Raw genomic sequence first — 22,814 nt, 5'->3', positions numbered from 1 at the left:
AGCCCGTGAAACTGTTGTTTCACGGGCTCTGCCTGCTTCAAGTAATCAGCATCGCCGCGGCGGCCGCTACCATGATCGCCGCCGCGCCGCGGAACAGCCACTGCTGGGCTCTCAGGCTCGATAGCAGGTGCCGGACACGCACCGCGCTGACAATGAACAGTGTGCCAACACCCAATAGAACGAGAATGGTCAATGGCACCAGCATCAGTCCCCACGTCTGTAGCGAGACTGTTTCAAGGTTGATCACGAGCGGCAACAACGCAAGATAGAAGCCGATGGTCTTCGGGTTGCCCAAGGTAATGGTCAGGCCTGATATCGCCGCCGACAGCAGTTCCTTTTTCTTCGCTGGGAGACCTATTTCAATAGCCTGATGGTTGGCGAACCAGAATTGCCAAGCCAGATAGCACAGGTACAGCGCAGCCGCCCAGCGCACCAATTGGAACAGTGCATCGAAGTGCGCGGCAATCATCGCCAGTCCAAAGATGGCAAATGACAAGTAAGTCAGATCGCCGAGTATCAACCCAAACAGCAGGCAAAAGCCCGATAGGGTGCCACCGCTGACGCTCCGTGCTACCAGCGCTGCCATGCCCGGACCGGGAATGGCCGCTGCGATGCCCAGCGCTGCCGTATAGGTAAGTGCTTGTGATACGTTGAGCATATCGCTTTTCTCGGATTGTTTATTATTAGGTTGCTGGTTTCTTACATACTCGGAAGTCAAGATTAAACGACTTCACTTCAGTCTTTCATCTGCGCAATGGCTGCGTTCTAAAAAATACGGCATCTCAGCAGTTCATTTAAATAACGAAAGATTGCCCGTCAACTTGATGATGCTTTTCTGTGGCCCGACCAAACCAAGGGCAACCAACTCTATACCTGAACTATCGGCCTCGCAGATACGCGCTTCATATTCCTGATACGTCTTGCAGGATTGCGCCAGGGCGCTGAAGGGCATGCTATGAATTCCATTGTCCAGCAGCGCTTTCTTATGGAGTTCCTGCAAGTGATCACTGCTGGATCGCAAAATGGGCAAAGGTGCGTATATGACTCCAGGGTAATTAACCTCGTCCCTGCTTTGCAGGGCAGGTCCAACCAGACCCTCTACCGAACGTCCTAGACTGACACCTATGACGCTTACCGCATTTACTGCATGTCCCAACCCCAGCGTGTTGTCGACGACAATTACACATTTGTGAACGGCAGCATCGAAATTCATATACACCTCGATTCCATCTATAAAACGTTGGTTATGTTGATTTTATCAATGACGTCAGATCGCGATCACTTATCCACAGTCGTTTTTCCGCTTAATTACACTTTAGGGCGCTTTAGTTTTCTTGCATTTATGCCTGAGCTTCAGTCCGCCTTGGATATATTTGTCGATTTGTGCCTGGAGGCTGAGGCCCTGTACATCCGATGTCAGATGCTGAAGAAATACTATCGCCTTTAGACGGGTAATTTTTTTCTACTTTGATCCGTGGGAGGATCGGTTCTGGTAGGATTTACCTCTTTATTGCGAGAGGTGGGAATTTATGACCGATCAGATGCTCAGTCTGACAGATATTAAAATCCTTACAGCCTTGCAGCAGGATGGCAGGATCACCAACCAGACCCTGGCCGACCAGATCGGCATGTCGGCCTCGCCCTGCTGGCGCAGAGTTCGCCAGTTGGAAGAGCATCGTTATATTCAGGGCTACCGGGCGGTGTTGGACCGACGCAAGATCGGGTTAGGGGTGATGGTGTTTGTAAGGGTCAGAATCGACCATCACAGCGAAGCCGAGGCCCAGAAGTTCGAGCAGCAAGTGATGCAGCTGGAGGGTGTGGTGGCGTGCTACAGCATCGGTGGCGACGCGGACTTCCTGATGCAGGTAGTGGCGCGTGATCTCGACTCTTTTTCTGACTTTGCTATGTCGGTGGTCCGACAGCTGCCTGGCATCAAAGAGATGCAGAGTATGTTTGTGCTCAAGGAGATCAAGCCTTTCGTCTCGTTCCCGGTCAAGCGCTCTCCAGAAGCCTGAGGACAGCTATCCAGGCTTCGGTTAGTTATGCGGCAGCAACCGCTTACCCCCAGGTAACCTCAAAATCGGACTGCCCCTCGCGCTAAAACCGAGCCCGAACCAAGCTCAATCGGTGGCCTTGTCAACGGCCCAGCCCACCAGCACAAACGGCAACAGGGGGATCATGAGCACAGTGATCCATACGCCCTCGTAGGCATCGTCGATCTTATCGCCCACGCCTCGTTCAGATGGAGCCGTGACAGTGTTCTCGGACAGGCTCACGGCATAACGATGGGTTCCCGTCTGATCATACTGACGGATTCTGCACTGCGTAGTGTTTACGCTGATATAGCGGTCCCCCGGCACGAGCGTTCGACTTTCCGGCCCTAGTCCGCGAGTCGGTGTGTCGTAACTGGCAAAGAGCTGCTGCAACTGGGCAATCTGCGCCTCAAACTCAGCCGCGCACTCAGGTTGACTGGCAAAAGCACGACTTTCCTTGCGGATAAGTTCCGGGCGGATCCGCCCATCTAGCAAGACCTCATAGAGATCGCCTTGCTCATCGATACGATTGAAAACCTGGGAGCCCATGCCGTTCTCGCCTCCGGGAGCGGAAAGCGCCTTGAACTCATCGCTGGAAAGCGGCTGATTCAAGGTGTAGCCGTAAACCTGAGGGACTTTGAGCGGTTCCTTCACAGGTTTTGCAGCGCACCCGATCAAGGATGACGCGATAATCGAAAGGCTCAGCGCGGCACAGAGCATCCTGTTCATGAATCGTCCTTGAGTTGCGTGCGGCATCTGGGGGCAGGGGTAAACATACAGGCACAAAAAAACCGGCTCAAATGGCCGGTTTCTTTGGGTCTGAAAGCCTGGTAGAGGCTTTCAGTTACTGCTGTATGGTGCCCCGAGGGAGACTCGTGCGTTCCATATAATCCATGCCTTGCAGAGCAATTATATAGCTAGGGATACACGCGGGGATACAGATTCATTCCGGCTGCTTCGCTTTCCTGGATGTCTAGAGTCATTCAATACGAGCGTCGGCGATGGACCTCTCAATATTTTCAATGAAAGTTCTCACGTTCTCCATAACCTCATTGACCCATGCCGCGGGGAATGAGTGTTCCTCTCCGTCCTTGCCTTTTCCGTTCCGATGAACAACGTCATGCCTAATTTTTACAAATCCAAGAAGCCGGACCTTGAGATCCTCGTCTGGAAAGATGTTGATGTTTAGCGCGATTTTAAAGATTGCTTCGACTTTAGGTAGGTTGTGATACAGCAGTCCCTTGAGGTAGATCCGGATTTTGTCGCTGACCACATTTGGGTTATCCAAGATGACACTCAACGCCACCTTCTCGGCCGAGAGCTCCCTATCCTTAGCCGCGAGACTTTGCATCGCTTTTGGAGTGGCAAGCACTGTCAGTTGGAGTATGTCACCTAGGTATGCCTCCATTGAGCTAATGGTCTCAGCGAAAATCATTCTCTGAATTATTGCTGCAGACTGCCTAAAAACATACTGTTCACCGCGCGGGCACTCTGCAAGCACTTCACCCAGATGATGGTAGTTATCGATGTAGATTTCGTACGGTCTTAGTGGGATAGAGTCGTTAAGCCATTCATTCTCTTGCGGGTCATCCGATGAAAATAGGGCCTCCTCTACATCGACCTTTACCTCGGGATGATCAAGCAATTCTATAAAGCAGCCAGCAGGGGAGTTCTGGATTTTTATGTTGAAAAACTCCCGGCATCTGTCGCATTCCATTTCGCCGTCATCCTCAGATAGCGAGTCGGACAGAGGCTCAACGCACCAATCGACCTCGGGTACGTCAACCGTGACACGCGCTTCCTTCTTACATAGAGGGCAGTCAAATCTTGCTGTAGTGGTTAACTGGCTCATGGCTTGCTCAGTCTCAATATTTCGAAGGAACGAGTGAGGTCATAGTGGATTATGACGTGAAAAACGCTGGGGCCCCTGGAGCATACACGACGGTACGGGGTAGGAAACCCGCGGGATCTTGTTAGTGACAGGCACCCCACCTTACTGAAATTTCGACGTTGAAATTGAAAGAATCCTGACGAAAAAGGGGCATCGTTACCGTGTTGGTAAAGATACCCCTTTGTGTTGCTGATAACGCACGCATGGGGTTCGTCAACCGTGTCAATTCGTCAACCTGTCAACCAACCTCAAAAATCCAGCCGCTAACACGAACGCGCGGGTTTTGTGCCCCGTGTCTTTCATATTCGCTCAGGGACCCCGGCGACTTGTGAACACCTTGTGCATTTGCACTGGTGAACGGTGTGTTCACGCGGTTCACCTGTTCACTAAGCTGGGCACCTGGTCGCTAACAAAGTCCCTCGGGTTTCCGACCCCGTACCCACTGAATGCCCTCAGGGGCCCCGGCGATTTTCGGCGCCCCAGTATGCTTTCGCTGGCGGCGCGATCTCTGAAGGGGTGTGGGGGCTCGAAACGACGTGTGACAGGTGTTACATGTGTGGCGAATGATAGTAACTAATTGAATTTATTGTATTTTATTAATGCTACACGCAGTTCATCTATCACGTGCGTCGGGTGTTACAAGCCAGAAATGGTGTTACAGCAGCGTTTGCAAGTTTGGGTCAGCCGTAGGCCGCAATCGGCCAAACTTGAACGTTCGAGTTAGGGATAGAGTCGGTCAACAGTCTTTTTATCATTTACTTGCGGCACGTTTGGAATCAACTCTGTATGGTTCTAGGGTTCAGCAACTTCGGGCAGAAAATATTTATGGATGAAAAAATCAGAAAAGAAGCCGCTGCTTCCTTGTTAAAGGACATGGAAGTCACGGCCTCCCGCATGCGCGAACTGATTGTCGCCATGCCTCCGCATGACTTACTCGGATATATCTACGCCCAGTACATGATGAAAGCGATGGCGGACCAACGCGTCATTCAGGGGCTGAACGACGCGGACAGCCCGGATGATCTGATCAACGAAAACCAGTTTCTGCTGGAGTACGTGCACGCGGTTCTCGCGTCAGACGTCGCCCCAGCGGACGTAACATTCGACGAAAGTCAGTGCGCCGAGTTGTTTGAACTTAGTCGCACACTGCGAGAACAGGCCATGTTTTTCGCTATGGCCTCGTCTGCCGACACCAAAAACGGTGTATTTGGTCCGGACACGTCCGACATTGAATTCCACGCAAAATCTACATGGGTCATGCTGCGCGGTAACCGCTACCCAGTATTGGAAGGCGAGTTCTATCGCTACGTCTTGGCGCCTCACGATGATGTCCTGAAGGAAGTGTATGGCGTAAGTGCCGCTGATATCGCGGAAGGCTTCCAGTCCATGGCAGACGCCACGCGCTTAGGTCAGGCCAACGCAATCACGGTGATGATGGAGCGGTTTGAGGCCGCGGAGGCCTTCGCTGCGACACAAGGCAAACCACTGGAACAAGTCATGGAGGCTTGGGTTGCGGCCAATATCGAACAAACGAAAACTACCGAGCGGGCGATGGATGACATGTTTCGGGGCGGCATAGCCAATGTGAGCCGTCACACGAAGCTACCACTATCGTTGCTAGCGGATCTGGCTTACGAGCGAGGAGAAGAAACCGAATTCTTCGCAGCGGGTGATTATGCTGGAACGCCCTATCGGACACTACCCGCCCGGAAGAAGCCACTGATCCAGCTTGGATCGGACTACTACGCCGTCGACCCATGCTTCACCCGAGATGCGGGCTATCGTGCGCTTCTCTACAATCTCCTTCAGAGAAAATCGGACTATAAGAAGACCTTTGAGAATCGCCAGAAGATGATGAGCGAAGCTGCTTTCGTCGACATCCTTGCCGCCCAGCTTCCCGGCGCGGCGGTTTTCCAGGAAGTTTATTACAAAGACTCAGCTACCAATAAGTGGTCTGAAAATGACACCCTCATCTTGGTCGATGACGTGCTGTTTCTAGTTGAAGCCAAGGCCGGTGCGGCGGCAACCATTGCATCACCAGCACTTGATTTCGCTCGCCATGCCCAGTCCGTGCAGGACTTAGTAGTCAAAGCCTACAAGCAATGTGAGCGCTTCTTCAATTATCTTGATTCTGCGGATGAAGTGCCGCTCTACTACCTGGTGAACGGCAAATACGAAGAGTGCGGCCGTGTCCGCCGCTCCGACTACCGAGTAATGGTTCCGATTGGGCTGACGGTCGAGTCGTTCTCTCCTTTTTCGACGTACTGTAAAAATCTGCCGCAGATTAAGCCACTACTTGGGAAGTATGCTTTCGTTTCGTTGTCCATTGACGATCTGTTCGTGCTCAAGCGCTTTCTGCCCACTCCCGGCGAATTCGCCCACTACATGGAAGTGCGGCAGGCCGTGGCGGGGATACGCCAAGCTCATCTCTACGATGAGTTCGACCACTTGGGCGCGTACCTAACGAAGAATCGTTTCGATCAGACCATTGCCGAGCAGTTGAAGGGCGGTAAGGTAAACATGATCATTTGGGACGGGATGAGCGACATAGTCGACAAAAGCTTCGAGGGTGAAAACTGGGAAAGCAGACCGTTTCCGACGCAAAACTTCCCTCAGGAAGTGCTGAAGCTGCTTGAAGCGCTAGACGTTACCCGAGCACGCGGATGGCTTTCAGCTGAGAGTCATATCCGTGATCTAGGAGACGAAGGCCGGAATAATCTTGCCAAGATGTTGTCCGACGTTCGCCAGACTCTGAAGCAGCATCCTGCTCGTTACTTTCTTCTGGGCGGGGACGGCGAACCGCTATTCGTTTGGCTTCAACGCCACGCCCAGCCAGTTGACTGGTGCAAGGTAAATGACAAAGCCAGCGCAGCTGCATTGGCCGTCAAGGCTTCTAACATAACTTGCGTCGTAGCAGAGGCTAGTGCCGATGGAACCTACCACCGAGCGCAACTGTTCACGGTCAAAGTACCGATAGAGCAAACAGTAGAAAACGCCCTTGTTTACGAAGACGCCGCGCGTATGGCTCAACCTACGCGGGCGCTGAATCTCAAACAGCCGAAAAACGTCGTTCCTCCCTTGGAAATCGAAAAGCCCGGGCGGAACAATCTGTGTCCTTGTGGCAGTGGCAAAAAATTCAAAAGGTGTCATGGCTTTTGAGAGCAATCCGGTATTGTTGATAGGGACTAATTACGTTACTTATTCACCCTTTATGCCTGCTTTGAACGGCTAGTTGACGTTCGAAACTTGGAGGATCGAAAAGCGGATTTCGGTCGGTTTCAGCTGGTCGTGGAAAACAAAAAATTAGCCATGCACACTCCGTCGGATTTGTCTAGTCAATTCAGGAGTAATTCAAGCGGGACTATTTGTCTTTGGACACCGTAAGCCCTCGGGTGTGAACTAGTGAGATACCATTTGAGTTTTTGCAACTGAATGTATAAAAGTGAGTGGCGCTGCTTGCAGCGATTAAATAGGTTCAATGCAGGAGGCATTGTGGATACATTTGTATGGTGGCTGGGGCTCCTATCTGCAATAGCTTCAATAGGTAGCGCAATCTGGGCAGGAGTCGAAGCGCGTGCTTCAGCCAGATCGGCCTCCCAGGCCGAGCTCGTGCGAGATCGAATGGTAAACCATAGATACGTAGCCGAATCACACCAACTCCTCCAATCCACACGAGCAATGCTACAGGCGGTTTCTGCGATTGGTCCGTCATGCATGCAACGTAATCTTCGTGGTCTTGATATTAAAAGTATCTCCGCGCAACTTGTCACCTATTGCACTACTTTAAATGAAAGTAGCTATCTTTTTGGTGACGCCGACAATCCAGCTCTGACGCTGTCAGAGGAACTTTTGCAGAAGGCAGGTGTCATTGCCGCCGCCCAATCATTGGAAGATGTGACACTAGCGGGACGACAGGCTTTCACAGGAATTAATTTGTTTTTACCCAAGATAAAACAAATATCGGACGATAGACGGGAAAATGTGTGAGGGAACTCTATGAAACTTACTAATGGCGAACGGCTGATAACGCTGATGCTGTGCGAGCTGTACGACAAGCTCGACGTTGTCGGCGAGGTTGACCCGGACTTCTTACGTACTGCTATTTATACCGAGAACGAGTGGAGCCTAGCATGGAAATATCCAGGCATTCCTTTTAAGTCAGAGGATGAGCCGCCCGAGCTGCGAGAGGTGCTTGATATTTTGGAGATGTGGAGCTTCATCGAAACGTCATACGCAGAACTAGGCCAGGACGAAAAAAACATATTACTAACCAGAACACAGCCCTTTACAACTGCACCAAGATTTCCGGGGTTCGATGGGAACAACGAAGCTGAATACATCAGCATCAGCTCGATACTTATAGATCAGCTTGACCGATTCCAGGATTTCAGTGGCCGAGACCTCAACGCTCATATGCCTACGTTGGGCACGTACCGCAGAATGCTCGCCAAATTCAGAGAGGTCAGGGAGGGCAACTGGGACCTTCTAGACGTCGACGAACTTGAGAGTGTTTTGGCTGAAAGAGTTCACCCAGAAAACAGAGCGGGTTAAGGCTCGGCACTGGACGGTAGATTATATCGTCCGCCGATGCCAAGTTGATTGGTTTATTTGGCAATACAATTTACAGGTGATATAAAGCCCCGCCAAAACGGGGCTGGTGGCGAATGGGCTTCCTATTTGGGGCATTGCGGTACATCTGACTCCCGCTTTTAGCGTAGTCAAAAAGAGCTTCAGTTGCAAAAAAATTTGAGAGCGTATAGGTGCTCTACAAGTTAGAGTCCCTAGCTATTTCATTTCCATTTTCATCAAAGACTACACCGTTGATTTGATTCATCACTGTACCGCGCGATATAAGTACTTTTATGGCTTTGCTGACTCTCGAGGGGTTGTCTTCGAGCAATTTAGCAACGGTTATGTGAACCCCGCTTTTCCAAGGCTGTGAAGGGAGTGCATGGTAGACGGAAAGCAAAAACTCTTCGCTTTCCACGTGAGCAGGAGCCGCAACTTTGACGGGCCTTTGTATTTCACGTTTTCCATCGGACAAGGCTCCGGCTACACCCCAAGTTGAACTTACCGTTTCAGCCAGTTTTACCATTATGGTGTCGCTAATTTTAGAGGATTTTTGACGCCCAGGGATTAGAGTGATGCAACTCCAGCATTCATCCATAAATGCGTCCGTTAGCTTCGTCAAATCTATCGATATTAAATCTCTATGGTGATAGGAAAAGGTTCCCAAAATCCGAGCTACCGCGATGTAAGCTAGCGCCCCTCGCCAAGCTGATAGCATCCCTGTGTGACTGCCGCGAACGTGCCGTTGAGATCTCATTATTGTTAGTTCCGAACTACGAATTAGAGTTGCAATCACAGGCCATGCATTAAGTGGAAATGATTCCGAGTATACTGATTGATAAGCTTCAGAAGTTCGAATGTTTTTTTGTTTCAGTTTTGATGAGCTAACAGGATTTTTTAGTAGTAATGCGACAGATCCAACGGCAATAGCGAGAGGCGACAATATTCTAGCCTCAGGTTTTCCTTCATTTTTATAAAAATTTGTTCGGCGCTCGTAAAACCAATCGTGGCGAAGCAAGATGTCTTCGATGCTGCGCTGAATACTTTCTGTTGCGTGTAGCGCAGCCGGTTCGACGGAGCTTTGATTGTTCGTGGCTCGAATTACTTGGTCTCGGATGTTTTCGTCTTGGGATACAATTACTTTAACTAGTAGTGTTCTTTCATCATTTTGATATCTCACTGCTGAGGTGAAGTGCTTGTATATTGATTCTGTCGTTTGAAGGCCGTTAACAATTTGAATGTCGCGCAGTTTGAGCATTTTGCCAACAAGTGATGCGCTAGTGGCTAATATTGTTACTCCGTTGTTCAACCACCAAAAGTTGGGCGCTGAGCTATCACTAAGTGTATTGCGGATATCAGCGTTGACAAGATTGGCTCCGAGATAGGCGCGTACATTGGAGTCAAAAAGGTATCGTCGTAAGTTCTTCTCTTCATCTTGAACAAAAGAACTATAATCTCTCAGCTTGGCCAGAACTACATACCCTTCCTGTCCGGCAGTTAGACATTCCTGCACTGGCAAATCAAGTGCGAAGCTGCGTACCTGACGGTAGCGCTCAACCAATTCTGCTGCTCCAAGAGCCGTGAATTTTGCGGTTGAAGCACTAAAGTAGGAATTTAATAAAGCTGTAAGCTGATTCGCTCTTGCTTCAATGCTCTTGCCGAGTAGTTCAGTATTTCCTCTGGAGGCGTAAACGATATCGAATGAAATCGTAGGTCTATAAAGAGATAAATGTTTGAAGGCTGTTATGAATAAGTCCCGACACTGCTTTATTTTTGCTGAATACTTACCAGATAATTCTGAGTTTGTAAGGGCGAGATCAAAAATGTCTTGGGCTGTTGCAAGGAGGGAGTCGAGAGGGGCTTGTTGGAATGTCTCGTGATGTTTGCATGTTATGATGAAAACCTTAATTTCCGCCCCGGATCTAGGCCATGAAAAATCTGTTGCATCCGTTAGTAGTCGGCCGTTGATCAATATATAAAGTCCGTCGACTCCACCATCTAGCGAGCCATCCGTCCATCCGAAATCCATCTCTTCTGAAGAAAGATCGAAACTTTTTAATATCTGATCCAGCGCAAATCTCTCGAAAATATCGCCTATATCGCCAGGTGTTTTTTCTTGCATTTGCTGTAGCAACGAATCTACAAGTATTGTGTCGTTTTTGGCCATGCTCAGAACTCTTGGTTTTTGTAAGTTAAACTCGTGGTCTTATAGCTTTTTTCTGAATGGCGATCGTAACTTTCCTTTTAGGATTTCTCCCTTATCGCGGATTTGGCGGGTGAGTGTCAACGGGCCTTTACTGCGGATGGCAATTCAATGTAAGCGCTCCATGAACCCCACCTATTCAAAAATAGGCGGCGCGCTTAGCGGTGCGATGCGAACGAGCAGTTCCAAGGCAGTAAGGCTTCGTAATCTTCAACCGAGGTTGCCTGTGGCAGGCGTTCAAGTGCGTGGCGCAACCACGCATAGGGCTCTTGGCCGTTGGCTTTAGCCGTCTCGACCAGGCTGTAAAGTTGAGCGCTGGCCATCGCGCCTTTGGGCGTGTCGCTGAACAGCCAATTCTTGCGCCCGATAACGAAGGGCCGGATTGCACGCTCGGCCGCATTGTTGTCGATCGGCAAGTAACCGGCTTCGGTGTAGCGCACCAACTTGATCCAGTTGCTGGCCAGGTAGCTGATGGCTTTGCCCAGTGCATTTTGCGCCGTCACTTGTGGCTGGGTTTTCTCCAGCCATGTGTGCAACTGCGCCAACACCGGCAGGCTGTTTTGCTGTCGGCTCTCGTGGCGATATTCATCGCCGACTTCTTTCAAATCTCGCTCGATACCGTACAGCTTGTTGATCAGATTCAGGGCGATATCGGCACGCCCGGTTTTGCCTTTAGGCTGCACTTTTTGCGCCTCGACAAACTTGCGCCGCGCATGTGCCCAACAGCCTAAACGGTCGACACCGGATTGCGCCCCCAAGGCGTTATAACCAGCGTAATCATCGGTCATCAGGTAACCGCGATAACCTTCGAGCAGGCGCGACGGAACCTCCTGCGCCCGGCTGGTCGAGTAGTCAAATAAGATAACGGGTTGATCCGGCGGCCCGCCGGTTTGCACCCACATCCTGGATTGGCTGGTGGGCTCTCGATCTGGCTCTTTCAGCACCTGTACACGCGTTTCGTCGCAGTGGATGACGCGGCTTTCCAGTAGCCGGTCGCGCATCAAATTCAGCAACGGCTGCAAGTGTTCACCGCACTGGATAACCCATCGAGCCAAGGTCTGGCGTGGGATATCGATACCGTGGCGGCCCAGCACTTTTTCGAAGCGGTGAAGCGGTAAGCCGTCGACGTATTTGGTCGTCAGCAGCATCGCCAGGACACTCGGGCTGGCCATGCTTTTTTCAATCAGTTGAGCGGGCTTGTCCGCTGTAACCGGTGCGGTTTCGCAATCGCGGCAACCGTAGATCTTGCGCACATGTTTGATCACGCGGATTTGCATCGGCACGATCTCAAGCTGCTCGCTGATTTCCTCGCCAATGGTGTGTTTACGGCAACCGCAGGCGCAGATCAGTTCGTGCTCGGGCAGTTCGTGGATGACTTCAATGCGCGGAAGATCGGCGGGCAGAGGCTGGCGTTTACCGCGATGTTTGGTCGGAGCTACGACCTCTTCTTCCACCGTTTCGTCGACAGACTCGGCCACGCTTTCAGCTTCGTTGAACAAGGCCATTTGCGGAGTCGCGGGATCGGCTGTTTGCTCTGATTTGCGCCCGAAAAGGCGCTGACGCAACAGCGCGTTTTCTTCTTCGAGATGAACGATTTTGCCCTTATCCGACTCGCGCTCACTCAGCATTTGCTCAAGCAGCTGCTTGAGCAAAACAGGGTCGTCAGGAAGGTCTTTTGGCATGGAAATCATGCCCTGGATTATACCGAATCAGGCGACGAATCGAGGCGTCAAAACTTGATGCGGACGGTTGCGCCACAAATCAAAACCGTCCAGTAACCAGTTGAGTTCTTGAACCGTCAGTACGATGGCTTCATCCGAACAATCCGGCGATGTTTTGAAGCGCTCGGACTCCAGGCGCTTTAGCCAAAGGCAGAAGCCGTTGCGCTCCCAATACAAAATCTTCACTCGGTTGCGAGGCTTGTTGAGGAACACGAAAAGCACCGGGTCAAACACCGCGACCTTGATGTCCAGTTCGACCAGAGCGGCAAGGCCGTCGATGGATTTTCGGAAGTCGACGGGCTTGGGGTAGAGATAGACTTTTTCGACTTTTGCGTCGGGACGCATCATGAGGTGCTGGCGCCGGAAAGGAATCGGGAGCACAGCATCGGGGATCAGGTGGTGAGTTTGAATGTGGGGTTTATGGATCGCATACATCCCCCATCACCAAATCATCCCGCAAAATCGGACTCTGACCTTCCGTCTCATAAGCCAGCTTGAGGGTGAAGAGGGCGACGGTTTCCAGGCGCAATTCCATGGGGGGAATCCTTGTGAAAGGTTCCGGCGGTGCGGGTGGGATTGAAGGGCAGATCAAAAGCATCGCTGGCAAGCCAGCTCCCACAGGGGTGGGGTGGTTTTTCTGTAGGCGAAAAAAAAGGCCTTGCTAAGCAAGACCTTTCTTAATTTTGGTGCCCCGAGGGAGACTCGAACTCCCACTCCTTTCGAAAACGGATTTTGAATCCGCCGCGTCTACCAATTCCGCCATCAGGGCTCAATGGCGGCGAAGTATAGAGAGGTGATAACCGTCGGTCAATCAGGTACATGGAGAATTTTTGATATTTCCGCTAGACTTCCCGGCCCTGCTAGACGAACCCCATCATGCGCGTTGCTGACTTTACTTTCGAACTCCCTGATTCGCTGATCGCTCGCCATCCTTTGGCTGAGCGGCGCGGCAGTCGCCTGCTGACCCTGGATGGGCCTAGCGGCGCCCTGGCGCACCGTCAATTCACTGATTTGCTTGAGCATTTGCGCCCGGGCGACTTGATGGTGTTCAACAATACCCGGGTGATTCCGGCGCGGCTGTTTGGCCAGAAGGCTTCCGGCGGCAAGCTGGAAATTCTGGTGGAGCGGGTGCTCGACAGTCACCGCGTGCTGGCCCATGTGCGCTCCAGCAAGTCGCCCAAGCCTGGCTCGAAGATCCTCATCGACGGTGGGGGCGAGGCCGAGATGCTGGCGCGCCACGATGCGCTGTTCGAGCTGGGGTTTGCCGAGGAAGTGTTGCCGCTGCTCGACCGCGTCGGGCATATGCCGCTGCCTCCTTATATAGACCGTCCGGATGAAGACGCCGACCGCGAGCGCTACCAGACGGTGTACTCCGAGCGCCTGGGCGCAGTGGCGGCGCCGACGGCGGGGCTGCATTTCGATCAGCCGCTGCTGGAGGCGATTGCCGCCAAGGGCATCGAGACTGCGTTCGTGACCCTGCACGTGGGGGCTGGCACCTTTCAGCCGGTGCGTGTCGAGAAGCTCGAAGACCACCACATGCACAGCGAGTGGCTGGAAGTTGGCCAGGACGTGGTGGACGCAGTGGCGGCCTGTCGGGCGCGCGGTGGGCGGGTGGTGGCCGTGGGGACCACCAGCGTGCGTTCGCTGGAAAGTGCAGCGCGCGATGGCGTGCTCAAGCCGTTCAGCGGCGACACCGATATCTTTATTTTCCCGGGCCGGCCGTTCCATGTGGTCGATGCCCTGGTCACCAACTTCCATTTGCCCGAATCCACGCTGTTGATGCTGGTTTCGGCGTTCGCCGGGTACCCCGAGACCATGGCCGCCTATCAGGCAGCCGTCGAGCATGGGTACCGCTTTTTCAGCTACGGTGATGCGATGTTCATCACCCGCAATCCCGCACCGCGCGGCCCAGAGGAAACAGCATGAGTCGCACCTGTCGTATGTCTTTCGAGCTTTTGGCCACCGACGGCAAAGCCCGTCGCGGGCGCCTGACGTTCCCGCGTGGCACCGTCGAGACCCCGGCGTTCATGCCGGTGGGTACCTACGGCACGGTCAAGGGCATGTTGCCGCGGGATATCGTGGCCACGGGCGCCGAGATCATCCTGGGCAATACCTTCCACCTGTGGCTGCGTCCTGGCACTGAAGTGATCAAGAAGCACGGCGACCTGCATGATTTCATGCAGTGGAAAGGCCCGATCCTGACCGACTCCGGTGGTTTCCAGGTGTTCAGCCTGGGCGCCATGCGCAAGATCAAGGAGGAGGGCGTGACCTTCGCCTCGCCTGTGGACGGCGCCAAGGTGTTCATGGGCCCGGAAGAGTCGATGCAGGTCCAGCGTGACCTGGGCTCCGACATCGTGATGATTTTTGACGAATGCACGCCGTACCCGGCCGACGAAGACGTGGCGCGGATCTCCATGGAGCTGTCGCTGCGCTGGGCCCAGCGTTCGAAAAACGCCCATGGCGAGAACACCGCGGCGCTGTTCGGGATCGTTCAGGGCGGCATGCACCAGGACCTGCGCATGCGCTCCCTGGAAGGCCTCGACAAGATCGGTTTTGACGGCCTGGCCATTGGCGGCCTGTCGGTGGGCGAGCCCAAGCACGAGATGATCAAGGTGCTGGACTACCTTCCGGGCCAGATGCCGGCTGACAAACCTCGTTACCTTATGGGTGTTGGCAAGCCGGAAGACTTGGTTGAGGGTGTGCGCCGCGGGGTGGACATGTTCGATTGCGTGATGCCAACCCGTAATGCCCGCAATGGGCATCTGTTCATTGATACTGGTGTGCTGAAGATCCGTAACGCGTTTCATCGCCATGATGATTCGCCGCTCGATCCGACCTGCGATTGCTATACCTGCCAGAACTTCTCCCGCGCTTATCTGCATCATCTGGACAAGTGCGGCGAAATGCTGGGAAGCATGCTCAATACCATCCACAATTTGCGCCATTACCAAGTGCTTATGGCTGGTTTGCGCGAGGCTATTCAACAGGGTACATTGGCCGCCTTTGTCGATGCCTTCTATGCCAAGCGCGGGTTGCCTGTTCCGCCTTTGGACTGAGTTTTAAAACGTTTAAGACACTAATTCTGCAACTGGAGTGCTAAATGAGCTTTTTTATCTCGAATGCGATGGCAGACGCCGCTGCACCTGCTGCCGGCCCTGCTGGCACTGGCTTTGAGTGGATTTTCCTGGTCGGTTTCCTGGTCATCTTCTACCTGATGATCTGGCGTCCACAGGCCAAACGCGCCAAAGAGCAGAAGAACCTGCTGAGCAACTTGCAAAAAGGTGATGAAGTTGTGACCTCCGGCGGCATCGCCGGCAAGATCACCAAAGTAGCGGATGATTTCGTGGTTCTCGAAGTTTCTGACTCGGTAGAGCTGAAGTTCCAGAAAGGCGCCATCGCTGCCACGCTGCCAAAAGGCACGCTGAAAGCGATCTGAGTTTCATCTTCTACCAATCGACGGGGCGCGCAAGGCGCCCCGCGTCATAAGCGGGCGGCGTGATGCTGAACAAATACCCTCTGTGGAAATACGTACTGATCCTGGCGGTGCTGGCGATCGGTCTGGTTTATTCCGCTCCCAATCTTTACCCTGATGACCCGGCTATTCAGGTCAGCGGTGCGAGCACTGCGCTGCAGGTCAATCAGGCGGATCTGGATCGTGTGAGCAAAGCGCTCAACGAGTCCGGGATCACCGTCAAGGCGGCCACGCTGGCAGCCAACGGCAAGGGCGGCCTGATTCGCCTGACCAAGCAGGAAGACCAGCTTCCGGCCAAGGATGTCGTGCGCAAGGCCTTGGGTGATGACTATGTCGTTGCACTGAACCTGGCACAAACCACCCCGCAATGGCTGCGCAGCCTCGGCGCGCACCCGATGAAGCTGGGTCTGGACTTGTCCGGTGGTGTGCACTTCCTCCTGGAAGTGGACATGGACAAAGCCATCGACGCCCGCATGAAAGTCTACGAAGGCGACGTCAAGAGCCTGTTGCGCAAAGAGCGCCTGCGCTATCGCAGCCTGCCGCAACTCAACGGTGCCATCCAGCTGGGCTTCACTGATGAAGCAGCCCGCGAACAGGCCCGTGCACTGATCCGCAAGAGCTTCAGCGATTTCGACATTGTTCCCGCCGACCTCAATGGTCAGCCGGTACTGCGTCTGGCGATGACCCCGGCCAAGCTGGCGGAAATCCGTGAGTACTCCATCAAGCAGAACTTGACCACGGTACGTAACCGCGTCAACGAGCTGGGTGTTGCCGAGCCTATCGTTCAGCGTCAGGGTGCCAACCGCATCGTGGTTGAACTACCAGGCGTGCAGGACACTGCCGAAGCCAAGCGAATCCTGGGCAAGACGGCCAACCTTGAGTTCCGTCTGGCAGCAGAGCCGGGCGCGTCCAAAGCCACTTCCGAGATGTTCGAATTCCGCGAGGGCAAGCGTCCTCCTGCGCAGATCGAGCGTGGCCTGATCATCACTGGCGACCAGGTAACTGACGCCAAGGCCGGTTTCGGCGAGCACGGCACCCCAGAGGTGAACATTCGCCTGGACGGTCATGGCGGCGAGCTGATGAACCGTGCGACCCGCTCCAACGTCGGTCGCAGCATGGCGGTGATCTTCATCGAGCAACGTCCTGTGACCACCTACGTCAAGCAGGTCGTCGACGGCGTCGAGAAAGACGTGGCGGTGCAAACCTTCAAGGAAGAGAAGAAGATCATCAGCCTGGCGACTATCCAGTCGCCGCTGGGCGCGCAGTTCCGCATCACTGGCCTGAACGGCCAGGGCGAATCCTCGGAGCTGGCGTTGCTGCTGCGCGCCGGTGGTCTGGCGGCCCCGATGTACTTCGCTGAAGAACGTACCATCGGTCCAAGCCTGGGTGCTGACAACATCACCAAGGGTATCGATGCGTCGCTGTGGGGCATGCTGTTCGTGTCGCTGTTCATCATGGCCATCTACCGCTTCTTCGGCTTGATCGCCACCGTGGCGCTGGGCGTGAACATGGTGTTGCTGCTGGCCCTGATGTCGCTGCTGGGTGCAACCCTGACCCTGCCAGGCATCGCCGGTATCGTCTTGACCATGGGTATGGCGGTCGACGCCAACGTACTGATCTTCTCGCGGATTCGTGAAGAGATCGCGGCGGGCATGACGGTGCAGCGGGCGATCAACGAAGGTTTCGGGCGCGCATTCACCGCGATTCTCGACGCCAACCTGACCACCTTGCTGGTGGGCGGGATTCTGTTTGCCATGGGCACAGGTCCGGTCAAGGGCTTCGCCGTGACCATGTCCCTCGGGGTTCTGACCTCGATGTTCACGGCCATCATGGTTACTCGTGCGATGGTCAACCTGATCTTCGGCGGTCGTGACTTCAAGAAGTTGTGGATTTAAGGGGCTGCCATGTTACGTACAATCAACTTCATGGGCGTTCGCAACGTAGCGTTCGGCGTCACATTGTTCCTCACGGTGCTGGCGTTGTTCAGTGTTGCCACCAAGGGCATGAACTATGGCCTGGACTTCACCGGCGGTACGCTGATCGAGCTGACCTATGAGCGTCCGGCCGATGTGACCAAGGTGCGTGAGCAACTGGTTACCTCGGGTTATCACGAGGCGGTGGTGCAGAGCTTTGGTGCGACCACCGACTTGCTGGTGCGCATGCCAGGCGAAGACCCGCAACTGGGTCACCAGGTAGCCGAGGCCTTGCAGAAGGTCGGCGGCGACAACCCGGCCGTGGTCAAGCGCGTCGAGTTCGTCGGCCCGCAGGTAGGTGAAGAACTGCGCGACCAGGGCGGCCTCGGCATGCTCATGGCGCTGGGCGGCATCTTGATCTACCTGGCGTTCCGCTTTCAGTGGAAATTTGCGGTCGGGGCCATCGTGTCGCTGATCCACGACGTGATCGTGACCATCGGTATCCTGTCGTTCTTCCAGATCACCTTCGACCTGACGGTGCTGGCGGCGGTACTGGCGATCATCGGTTACTCGCTCAACGACACCATCGTGGTGTTCGACCGGGTGCGTGAGAACTTCCGTGTACTGCGCAAGGCGACGCTGATCGAGAACATCAACATCTCGACCACCCAGACCCTGCTGCGCACCATTGCCACCTCGGTTTCGACCCTGTTGGCGATCGCCGCGCTGCTGTTCTTCGGTGGCGACAACCTGTACGGCTTCTCCCTGGCCCTGCTGGTGGGTGTATTGGCGGGTACTTACTCGTCGATCTACATCGCCAACGTGGTGCTGATCTGGCTGAACCTGAGCAGTGAAGACCTGATCCCTACGGTCAACACCGATAAGGAAGTGGACGACCGTCCTTGAGACGTTTTCCCACTTGGTAGTACCCAAAAAGGCGCGAGTATTGAACTCGCGCCTTTTTTTGTGCTCCAAGGCTGGGAGAAGCGCGGGCATGTCCCGCATGTGATGGTCAGGAGGTTCATGTGAACAAGTCGTTGCTGGTTGGTGCGGTATTGGGTGCTGTCGGTGTGACTGCCGGGGGTGCTGTTGCCACCTACAGCCTGGTAAAAAGCGGCCCTGAGTATGCGCAAGTACTGGCCGTTGAACCGGTCAAGAAACAGATCAAGACTCCACGTGAAGTGTGCAAGGACGTGACCGTGACCCGTCAGGCGCCGGTCAAGGATCAACACCAGATCGCAGGTACCGTGGTCGGTGCGCTGGCCGGTGGCCTGTTGGGTAACCAGATCGGTGGCGGCACCGGCAAGAAGATCGCCACGGTCGCTGGTGCGGTAGGTGGCGGTTATGCCGGTAACAAGGTGCAGGAAGGCATGCAGGAGCGTGACACCTACACCACCACGCAGACCCGTTGCAACACGGTCAATGACATCAGCGACAAGGTCGTAGGCTACGACGTGCGTTATTCGCTTGATGGCAAGGAAGGCAAGGTGCGCATGGATCGCGATCCAGGCAACCAGATTCCGGTCAACAAGGAAGGTCAGTTGGTCCTGGGCCAGAACGAACCGGCTCAATAAAGGGTTCGGATTAAAAAAGAAGCACCCTGCGGGGTGCTTTTTTGTGCCCGCGATCCATGCACCGCCGCAATCCCCTGTAGGAGGGCAAATGGCAGGCATAAAAAAAGCACCCCGCAGGGTGCTTTCTCTGTCGCTGGAAGCTTAGCGTTTCAGCGAGGCTGGCAGGTGCGGCTGGATGGCCGTCAGGACTGCCTTGAAGCATTTGGTGTTGCCGGCAACGATGTGGCCTTTTTCGAGGAAGTCGTGACCGCCGGTGAAGTCGCTCACCAGGCCGCCTGCTTCCTGGATCAGCAGGGCGCCTGCAGCCATGTCCCACTCGGACAGGCCCGACTCCCAGAATGCGTCGAAACGGCCGGCGGCGACGTACGCCAGGTCCAGGCTTGCGGCGCCAGCGCGGCGGATGCCGGCAGTCTGGCCAACCAGGGCGCGGAACATGCCCAGGTAGTTGTCGAGGTTGTCCATCTGGTCGTCACGGAACGGGAAGCCAGTACCCAGCAGGGCGCCGTCCAGGCTGGTACGACCGCTGACGCGCAGGCGACGACCGTTCAGTTGGGCGCCACGGCCACGGCTGGCGGTGAATTCTTCCTGGCGAACCGGGTCCAGGACCACGGCGTGTTCCAGGCGACCACGGTATTTGCAGGCGATGCTGACGGCGAAGTGGGGGATGCCACGCAGGAAGTTGGTGGTGCCGTCCAGTGGGTCGATGATCCACAGGTACTCTTCGCCTTCGATACCGGTGCCGGCGTGCATGCCGGTCTCTTCGCCGAGGATCGAGTGGTTCGGGTAGGCTTTGCGCAGGGCGTCGACGATTTTCTGTTCGGCCGCGCGATCCACTTCGGACACGTAGTCCTTGGCGTCTTTTTCATCGACCTTGATGGTATCCAGGCGCTCGATGGAGCGGAAAATCAATTCACTGGCGCTGCGGGCGGCGCGCAGCGCGATATTCAGCATGGGCTGCATGGATGTGTCACCTAAGGTTGTTAAAGAAAGCCGAGCATTCTAGCAGAAAGTTTCTACAGGTGAACGACGACGTTTGCTTTCGTAGCTTAACTTTAGGATGAACTGTAAGATTTGCGACCAAATTCCCTGTCAGAGAGCGCCTCCCTTGCTGCAGAACATTCGTGTCGTCCTGGTCAATACCAGTCATCCGGGAAACATCGGTGGGGCTGCGCGTGCCATGAAGAACATGGGGCTGTCGCGCCTGGTGCTGGTGGAGCCGCGGCTGTTTCCCCATCACGAGGCCGATGCACGGGCCTCGGGTGCCGGCGATATCCTGGAAAACGCACAAGTGGTCGCCACCCTGGAAGATGCGCTGGTGGGCTGTAACCTGGTGCTTGGCACCAGCGCGCGCGATCGTCGCATTCCCTGGCCGCTGCTCGATCCGCGCGAGTGCGGGACCAAGGTGGTCGAGGAAGCGGGGTCCGGCGCCGAGATTGCCCTGGTGTTTGGTCGTGAAGATTCCGGCCTGACCAATGAAGAGCTGCAGCGATGTCATTATCACGTGCACATTCCTTCGGACCCTGAGTTCAGCTCGCTGAACCTGGGGGCCGCGGTGCAGGTGTTGAGCTATGAGGTGCGCATGTCCTGGTTGGCCGCGCAAGGCCAGCCAAGCAAGGTCGAGAAGGAAGAAGTGGCGTCCACCAAGAGCGGTGAGCTGGCGACCATGGATGAGCTGGAGCGATTCTATGAGCACCTGGAGCAGACCCTGGTGGCCATCGAGTTTCTCGATCCGGAAAAACCGCGGCACTTGATGGCGCGCCTGCGCCGGCTGTACGGACGAAGCTCGGTCAGCCGGGCGGAGATGAATATTTTGCGTGGCATCCTCACGGAAACCCAGAAAGCGGCCCGTGGTGAGCTCCTTAAGCGGAAGGATTAATGATGTTCGAGCGTTTGCGTGAAGATATCCAGAGCGTTTTCCACCGAGACCCGGCGGCACGTAATGCATTCGAAGTGCTGACCTGCTACCCGGGCATGCACGCGATCTGGATTCATCGCCTGTCGGCGGCGCTGTGGGGTTGGGGCTGGAAATGGCTGGCGCGGTTGGTCTCGAACTTCGGTCGCTGGTTGACCGGGATCGAGATTCACCCGGGTGCCAAGGTCGGCCGACGCTTCTTTATTGATCACGGTATGGGCATCGTCATTGGTGAAACCGCCGAGATCGGTGATGACGTGACGCTGTATCAGGGCGTGACCCTGGGCGGTACCAGCTGGAATAAAGGCAAGCGCCACCCGACGCTGGAAGATGGTGTGGTGGTGGGTGCCGGCGCCAAGGTGCTGGGGCCGTTCACCGTAGGGGCGGGCGCCAAGGTCGGCTCCAATGCGGTGGTGACCAAGGCGGTGCCGGCCGGTGCGACTGTGGTCGGGATTCCAGGGCGGATCATCGTCAAGTCCGACGACGAGCAGGAGGCCAAGCGCAAGGCCATGGCCGAGAAGATCGGATTTGATGCCTACGGTGTCGGCGAAGACATGCCTGACCCGGTGGCACGGGCCATTGGTCAGTTGCTCGACCACCTGCAGGCGGTGGATGGTCGTCTGGAAGGGATGTGCGGCGCGCTGAAAGACCTCGGCAGCCCGTACTGTGCCAAGGACCTGCCTGAGTTGCGCGAAGAAGATTTCGCCTGTGTGAAAGACAAGGATCAGACCCAGGCCAGCTAGACCGAGTCGCCCCCATCGCGGGCGAGCCCGCTCCCACAAGGTCTTCGGTGATGCACAGCCTGTGTTAGCACCGAAAATCCCTGTGGGAGCGGGCTTGCCCGCGATGAACGATCACGCGGTACTACTGGCTGTTAGCGGCCAGCCTTTGCTATGATACGCGCGCTCTTTTGCAGGTAAACCTGACTAAAGTACTAGGTCTTATAGTTGACTTAAATACTCGGGAATTGCATACTCCTCCCATCCCGAAACTCCGCGGTAATTGTCCATGCGACTGACTACAAAAGGCCGATACGCTGTCACCGCCATGCTTGACCTGGCGTTGCACGCGCAGCATGGGCCTGTGTCCCTGGCTGACATTTCCGAGCGCCAAGGCATTTCCCTGTCCTACCTCGAACAGCTTTTCGCCAAGTTGCGCCGCAGCAACCTGGTTTCCAGCGTTCGTGGTCCTGGCGGCGGCTACCAGCTGTCGCGTGACATGCAGGGGATCCAGGTTGCTCAGGTGATCGACGCGGTAAATGAATCGGTTGACGCTACCAAGTGCCAGGGTCTGGGTGATTGCCACGGCGGCGATACCTGTCTGACCCACCACTTGTGGTGTGATCTGAGCCTGCAAATCCACGAATTTCTCAGCGGTATCAGCTTGGCTGATCTTGTCACTCGCCGTGAGGTACAAGAAGTAGCCCAGCGTCAGGACCAGCGTCGTTGCAACAGCAAGTCGCCGCGCCTGGACAAGATTGAAGCGTCCGCCGTCGAATGACAGCCAAAGAGCTAGCGGCACGCCAG

General features: G+C 55.0%; 21 protein-coding genes and 1 tRNA gene. 13 read left to right on the top strand and 9 right to left on the bottom strand.

The window, feature by feature from the left end; translation table 11 throughout:
• Nucleotides 1–37 precede the first annotated feature (37 nt).
• A complete protein-coding gene (locus CKW24_RS06005) occupies nucleotides 38–658 on the bottom strand; it encodes a LysE family translocator (protein WP_095166088.1) in 621 nt (206 codons plus the stop codon).
• 132 nt (nucleotides 659–790) lie between these two features.
• Nucleotides 791–1,213, bottom strand: coding sequence for a DUF2000 domain-containing protein (locus tag CKW24_RS06000; RefSeq protein WP_095166086.1), 423 nt, complete (start codon nucleotides 1,211–1,213; stop codon nucleotides 791–793).
• Nucleotides 1,214–1,529: 316 nt separating this feature from the next.
• Here CKW24_RS06000 and CKW24_RS05990 point away from each other — a divergent pair, with 316 nt between their 5' ends.
• The gene (locus CKW24_RS05990; protein ID WP_095166082.1) at nucleotides 1,530–2,015 is read left to right on the top strand and encodes an Lrp/AsnC family transcriptional regulator; all 486 of its coding nucleotides are present in this window, start codon (nucleotides 1,530–1,532) and stop codon (nucleotides 2,013–2,015) included.
• 105 nt (nucleotides 2,016–2,120) lie between these two features.
• Here CKW24_RS05990 and CKW24_RS05985 read toward each other — a convergent pair whose 3' ends face one another.
• Together CKW24_RS05985 and CKW24_RS05980 are read right to left on the bottom strand one after the other, a co-directional pair.
• The gene (locus tag CKW24_RS05985; protein ID WP_095166080.1) at nucleotides 2,121–2,762 is read right to left on the bottom strand and encodes a hypothetical protein; all 642 of its coding nucleotides are present in this window, start codon (nucleotides 2,760–2,762) and stop codon (nucleotides 2,121–2,123) included.
• 250 nt (nucleotides 2,763–3,012) lie between these two features.
• A complete protein-coding gene (locus CKW24_RS05980; protein ID WP_095166078.1) occupies nucleotides 3,013–3,885 on the bottom strand; it encodes a hypothetical protein in 873 nt (290 codons plus the stop codon).
• An 864-nt stretch (nucleotides 3,886–4,749) separates the two neighbouring features.
• Here CKW24_RS05980 and CKW24_RS28580 point away from each other — a divergent pair.
• From CKW24_RS28580 to CKW24_RS05970, 3 genes are all read left to right on the top strand, one after another.
• On the top strand, nucleotides 4,750–7,083 hold the full coding sequence (locus CKW24_RS28580) for a YecA family protein (protein WP_095166144.1): 2,334 nt from the start codon (nucleotides 4,750–4,752) through the stop codon (nucleotides 7,081–7,083).
• A gap of 555 nt (nucleotides 7,084–7,638) precedes the next feature.
• On the top strand, nucleotides 7,639–7,911 hold the full coding sequence (locus CKW24_RS27745) for a hypothetical protein (protein WP_143501146.1): 273 nt from the start codon (nucleotides 7,639–7,641) through the stop codon (nucleotides 7,909–7,911).
• 9 nt (nucleotides 7,912–7,920) lie between these two features.
• Nucleotides 7,921–8,475 carry a YfbU family protein gene (locus tag CKW24_RS05970; RefSeq protein WP_095166076.1) on the top strand — a complete coding sequence of 185 codons (555 nt, stop codon included), beginning with the start codon at nucleotides 7,921–7,923 and terminating at the stop codon, nucleotides 8,473–8,475.
• A gap of 214 nt (nucleotides 8,476–8,689) precedes the next feature.
• Here the strand turns inward: CKW24_RS05970 and CKW24_RS05965 are convergent, their stop codons facing one another.
• The 4 genes from CKW24_RS05965 to CKW24_RS05950 all read right to left on the bottom strand — a co-directional run bounded on the left by CKW24_RS05965 (nucleotide 8,690) and on the right by CKW24_RS05950 (nucleotide 13,186).
• Nucleotides 8,690–10,660, bottom strand: coding sequence for an AIPR family protein (locus CKW24_RS05965; RefSeq protein ID WP_095166074.1), 1,971 nt, complete (start codon nucleotides 10,658–10,660; stop codon nucleotides 8,690–8,692).
• A gap of 194 nt (nucleotides 10,661–10,854) precedes the next feature.
• Nucleotides 10,855–12,387 carry an IS66 family transposase gene (locus CKW24_RS05960; RefSeq protein WP_095166072.1) on the bottom strand — a complete coding sequence of 511 codons (1,533 nt, stop codon included), beginning with the start codon at nucleotides 12,385–12,387 and terminating at the stop codon, nucleotides 10,855–10,857.
• Nucleotides 12,388–12,405: 18 nt separating this feature from the next.
• Nucleotides 12,406–12,852, bottom strand: coding sequence for an IS66 family insertion sequence element accessory protein TnpB (tnpB, locus tag CKW24_RS05955; protein ID WP_256585405.1), 447 nt, complete (start codon nucleotides 12,850–12,852; stop codon nucleotides 12,406–12,408).
• A 249-nt stretch (nucleotides 12,853–13,101) separates the two neighbouring features.
• Nucleotides 13,102–13,186, bottom strand: a tRNA-Leu gene (locus tag CKW24_RS05950).
• 107 nt (nucleotides 13,187–13,293) lie between these two features.
• Between CKW24_RS05950 and queA the strand changes: the two genes are divergently transcribed.
• The 6 genes from queA (at nucleotide 13,294) to CKW24_RS05920 (ending at nucleotide 19,376) form a co-directional block, all read left to right on the top strand.
• Nucleotides 13,294–14,343 carry a tRNA preQ1(34) S-adenosylmethionine ribosyltransferase-isomerase QueA gene (gene queA, locus CKW24_RS05945; protein WP_095166070.1) on the top strand — a complete coding sequence of 350 codons (1,050 nt, stop codon included), beginning with the start codon at nucleotides 13,294–13,296 and terminating at the stop codon, nucleotides 14,341–14,343.
• Between the two features lie 14 nt (nucleotides 14,344–14,357).
• The gene (gene tgt / locus CKW24_RS05940; protein ID WP_162530238.1) at nucleotides 14,358–15,473 is read left to right on the top strand and encodes a tRNA guanosine(34) transglycosylase Tgt; all 1,116 of its coding nucleotides are present in this window, start codon (nucleotides 14,358–14,360) and stop codon (nucleotides 15,471–15,473) included.
• Nucleotides 15,474–15,517: 44 nt separating this feature from the next.
• The gene (gene yajC, locus CKW24_RS05935; RefSeq protein WP_095166066.1) at nucleotides 15,518–15,853 is read left to right on the top strand and encodes a preprotein translocase subunit YajC; all 336 of its coding nucleotides are present in this window, start codon (nucleotides 15,518–15,520) and stop codon (nucleotides 15,851–15,853) included.
• 62 nt (nucleotides 15,854–15,915) lie between these two features.
• A complete protein-coding gene (gene secD, locus CKW24_RS05930; RefSeq protein WP_095166064.1) occupies nucleotides 15,916–17,784 on the top strand; it encodes a protein translocase subunit SecD in 1,869 nt (622 codons plus the stop codon).
• A 9-nt stretch (nucleotides 17,785–17,793) separates the two neighbouring features.
• The gene (gene secF, locus CKW24_RS05925; RefSeq protein WP_095166062.1) at nucleotides 17,794–18,708 is read left to right on the top strand and encodes a protein translocase subunit SecF; all 915 of its coding nucleotides are present in this window, start codon (nucleotides 17,794–17,796) and stop codon (nucleotides 18,706–18,708) included.
• A 119-nt stretch (nucleotides 18,709–18,827) separates the two neighbouring features.
• Nucleotides 18,828–19,376: a glycine zipper 2TM domain-containing protein gene (locus CKW24_RS05920; protein WP_095166060.1), complete on the top strand. Its 549-nt coding sequence runs from the start codon at nucleotides 18,828–18,830 to the stop codon at nucleotides 19,374–19,376.
• 141 nt (nucleotides 19,377–19,517) lie between these two features.
• Here the strand turns inward: CKW24_RS05920 and suhB are convergent, their stop codons facing one another.
• The gene (gene suhB / locus CKW24_RS05915) at nucleotides 19,518–20,336 is read right to left on the bottom strand and encodes an inositol-phosphate phosphatase (RefSeq protein ID WP_003185165.1); all 819 of its coding nucleotides are present in this window, start codon (nucleotides 20,334–20,336) and stop codon (nucleotides 19,518–19,520) included.
• A gap of 145 nt (nucleotides 20,337–20,481) precedes the next feature.
• Between suhB and trmJ the strand changes: the two genes are divergently transcribed.
• The 3 genes from trmJ (at nucleotide 20,482) to iscR (ending at nucleotide 22,788) form a co-directional block, all read left to right on the top strand.
• Nucleotides 20,482–21,252 (top strand): tRNA (cytosine(32)/uridine(32)-2'-O)-methyltransferase TrmJ, encoded by a 771-nt coding sequence (trmJ, locus tag CKW24_RS05910; RefSeq protein ID WP_095166058.1) that lies wholly within the window; start codon nucleotides 20,482–20,484, stop codon nucleotides 21,250–21,252.
• Nucleotides 21,253–21,254: 2 nt separating this feature from the next.
• Nucleotides 21,255–22,031, top strand: coding sequence for a serine O-acetyltransferase (cysE, locus tag CKW24_RS05905; RefSeq protein ID WP_095166057.1), 777 nt, complete (start codon nucleotides 21,255–21,257; stop codon nucleotides 22,029–22,031).
• Nucleotides 22,032–22,296: 265 nt separating this feature from the next.
• Nucleotides 22,297–22,788, top strand: a complete 492-nt coding sequence (gene iscR, locus CKW24_RS05900) for a Fe-S cluster assembly transcriptional regulator IscR (protein WP_095166055.1) — start codon at nucleotides 22,297–22,299, stop codon at nucleotides 22,786–22,788.
• The last annotated feature ends 26 nt before the right edge of the window (nucleotides 22,789–22,814 follow it).

The sequence above is a fragment of the Pseudomonas sp. Irchel 3H3 genome (assembly GCF_900187635.1).
In the GTDB taxonomy this organism is placed as follows: Bacteria; Pseudomonadota; Gammaproteobacteria; order Pseudomonadales; family Pseudomonadaceae; genus Aquipseudomonas.
The sequence above is the reverse complement of the archived record's forward strand: the minus strand, read 5'-3'. Positions and strand labels throughout refer to the sequence as shown.

Coding starts and splice junctions, on each gene's coding strand:
- CKW24_RS06005 (WP_095166088.1), bottom strand. CDS start 658: ATGCTCAACGTATCACAAGCACTTACCTATACGGCAGCGCTGGGCATC.
- CKW24_RS06000 (WP_095166086.1), bottom strand. CDS start 1,213: ATGAATTTCGATGCTGCCGTTCACAAATGTGTAATTGTCGTCGACAAC.
- CKW24_RS05990 (WP_095166082.1), top strand. CDS start 1,530: ATGACCGATCAGATGCTCAGTCTGACAGATATTAAAATCCTTACAGCC.
- CKW24_RS05985 (WP_095166080.1), bottom strand. CDS start 2,762: ATGAACAGGATGCTCTGTGCCGCGCTGAGCCTTTCGATTATCGCGTCA.
- CKW24_RS05980 (WP_095166078.1), bottom strand. CDS start 3,885: ATGAGCCAGTTAACCACTACAGCAAGATTTGACTGCCCTCTATGTAAG.
- CKW24_RS28580 (WP_095166144.1), top strand. CDS start 4,750: ATGGATGAAAAAATCAGAAAAGAAGCCGCTGCTTCCTTGTTAAAGGAC.
- CKW24_RS27745 (WP_143501146.1), top strand. CDS start 7,639: ATGCAACGTAATCTTCGTGGTCTTGATATTAAAAGTATCTCCGCGCAA.
- CKW24_RS05970 (WP_095166076.1), top strand. CDS start 7,921: ATGAAACTTACTAATGGCGAACGGCTGATAACGCTGATGCTGTGCGAG.
- CKW24_RS05965 (WP_095166074.1), bottom strand. CDS start 10,660: ATGGCCAAAAACGACACAATACTTGTAGATTCGTTGCTACAGCAAATG.
- CKW24_RS05960 (WP_095166072.1), bottom strand. CDS start 12,387: ATGATTTCCATGCCAAAAGACCTTCCTGACGACCCTGTTTTGCTCAAG.
- tnpB (WP_256585405.1), bottom strand. CDS start 12,852: ATGTATGCGATCCATAAACCCCACATTCAAACTCACCACCTGATCCCC.
- queA (WP_095166070.1), top strand. CDS start 13,294: ATGCGCGTTGCTGACTTTACTTTCGAACTCCCTGATTCGCTGATCGCT.
- tgt (WP_162530238.1), top strand. CDS start 14,358: ATGTCTTTCGAGCTTTTGGCCACCGACGGCAAAGCCCGTCGCGGGCGC.
- yajC (WP_095166066.1), top strand. CDS start 15,518: ATGAGCTTTTTTATCTCGAATGCGATGGCAGACGCCGCTGCACCTGCT.
- secD (WP_095166064.1), top strand. CDS start 15,916: ATGCTGAACAAATACCCTCTGTGGAAATACGTACTGATCCTGGCGGTG.
- secF (WP_095166062.1), top strand. CDS start 17,794: ATGTTACGTACAATCAACTTCATGGGCGTTCGCAACGTAGCGTTCGGC.
- suhB (WP_003185165.1), bottom strand. CDS start 20,336: ATGCAGCCCATGCTGAATATCGCGCTGCGCGCCGCCCGCAGCGCCAGT.
- cysE (WP_095166057.1), top strand. CDS start 21,255: ATGTTCGAGCGTTTGCGTGAAGATATCCAGAGCGTTTTCCACCGAGAC.
- iscR (WP_095166055.1), top strand. CDS start 22,297: ATGCGACTGACTACAAAAGGCCGATACGCTGTCACCGCCATGCTTGAC.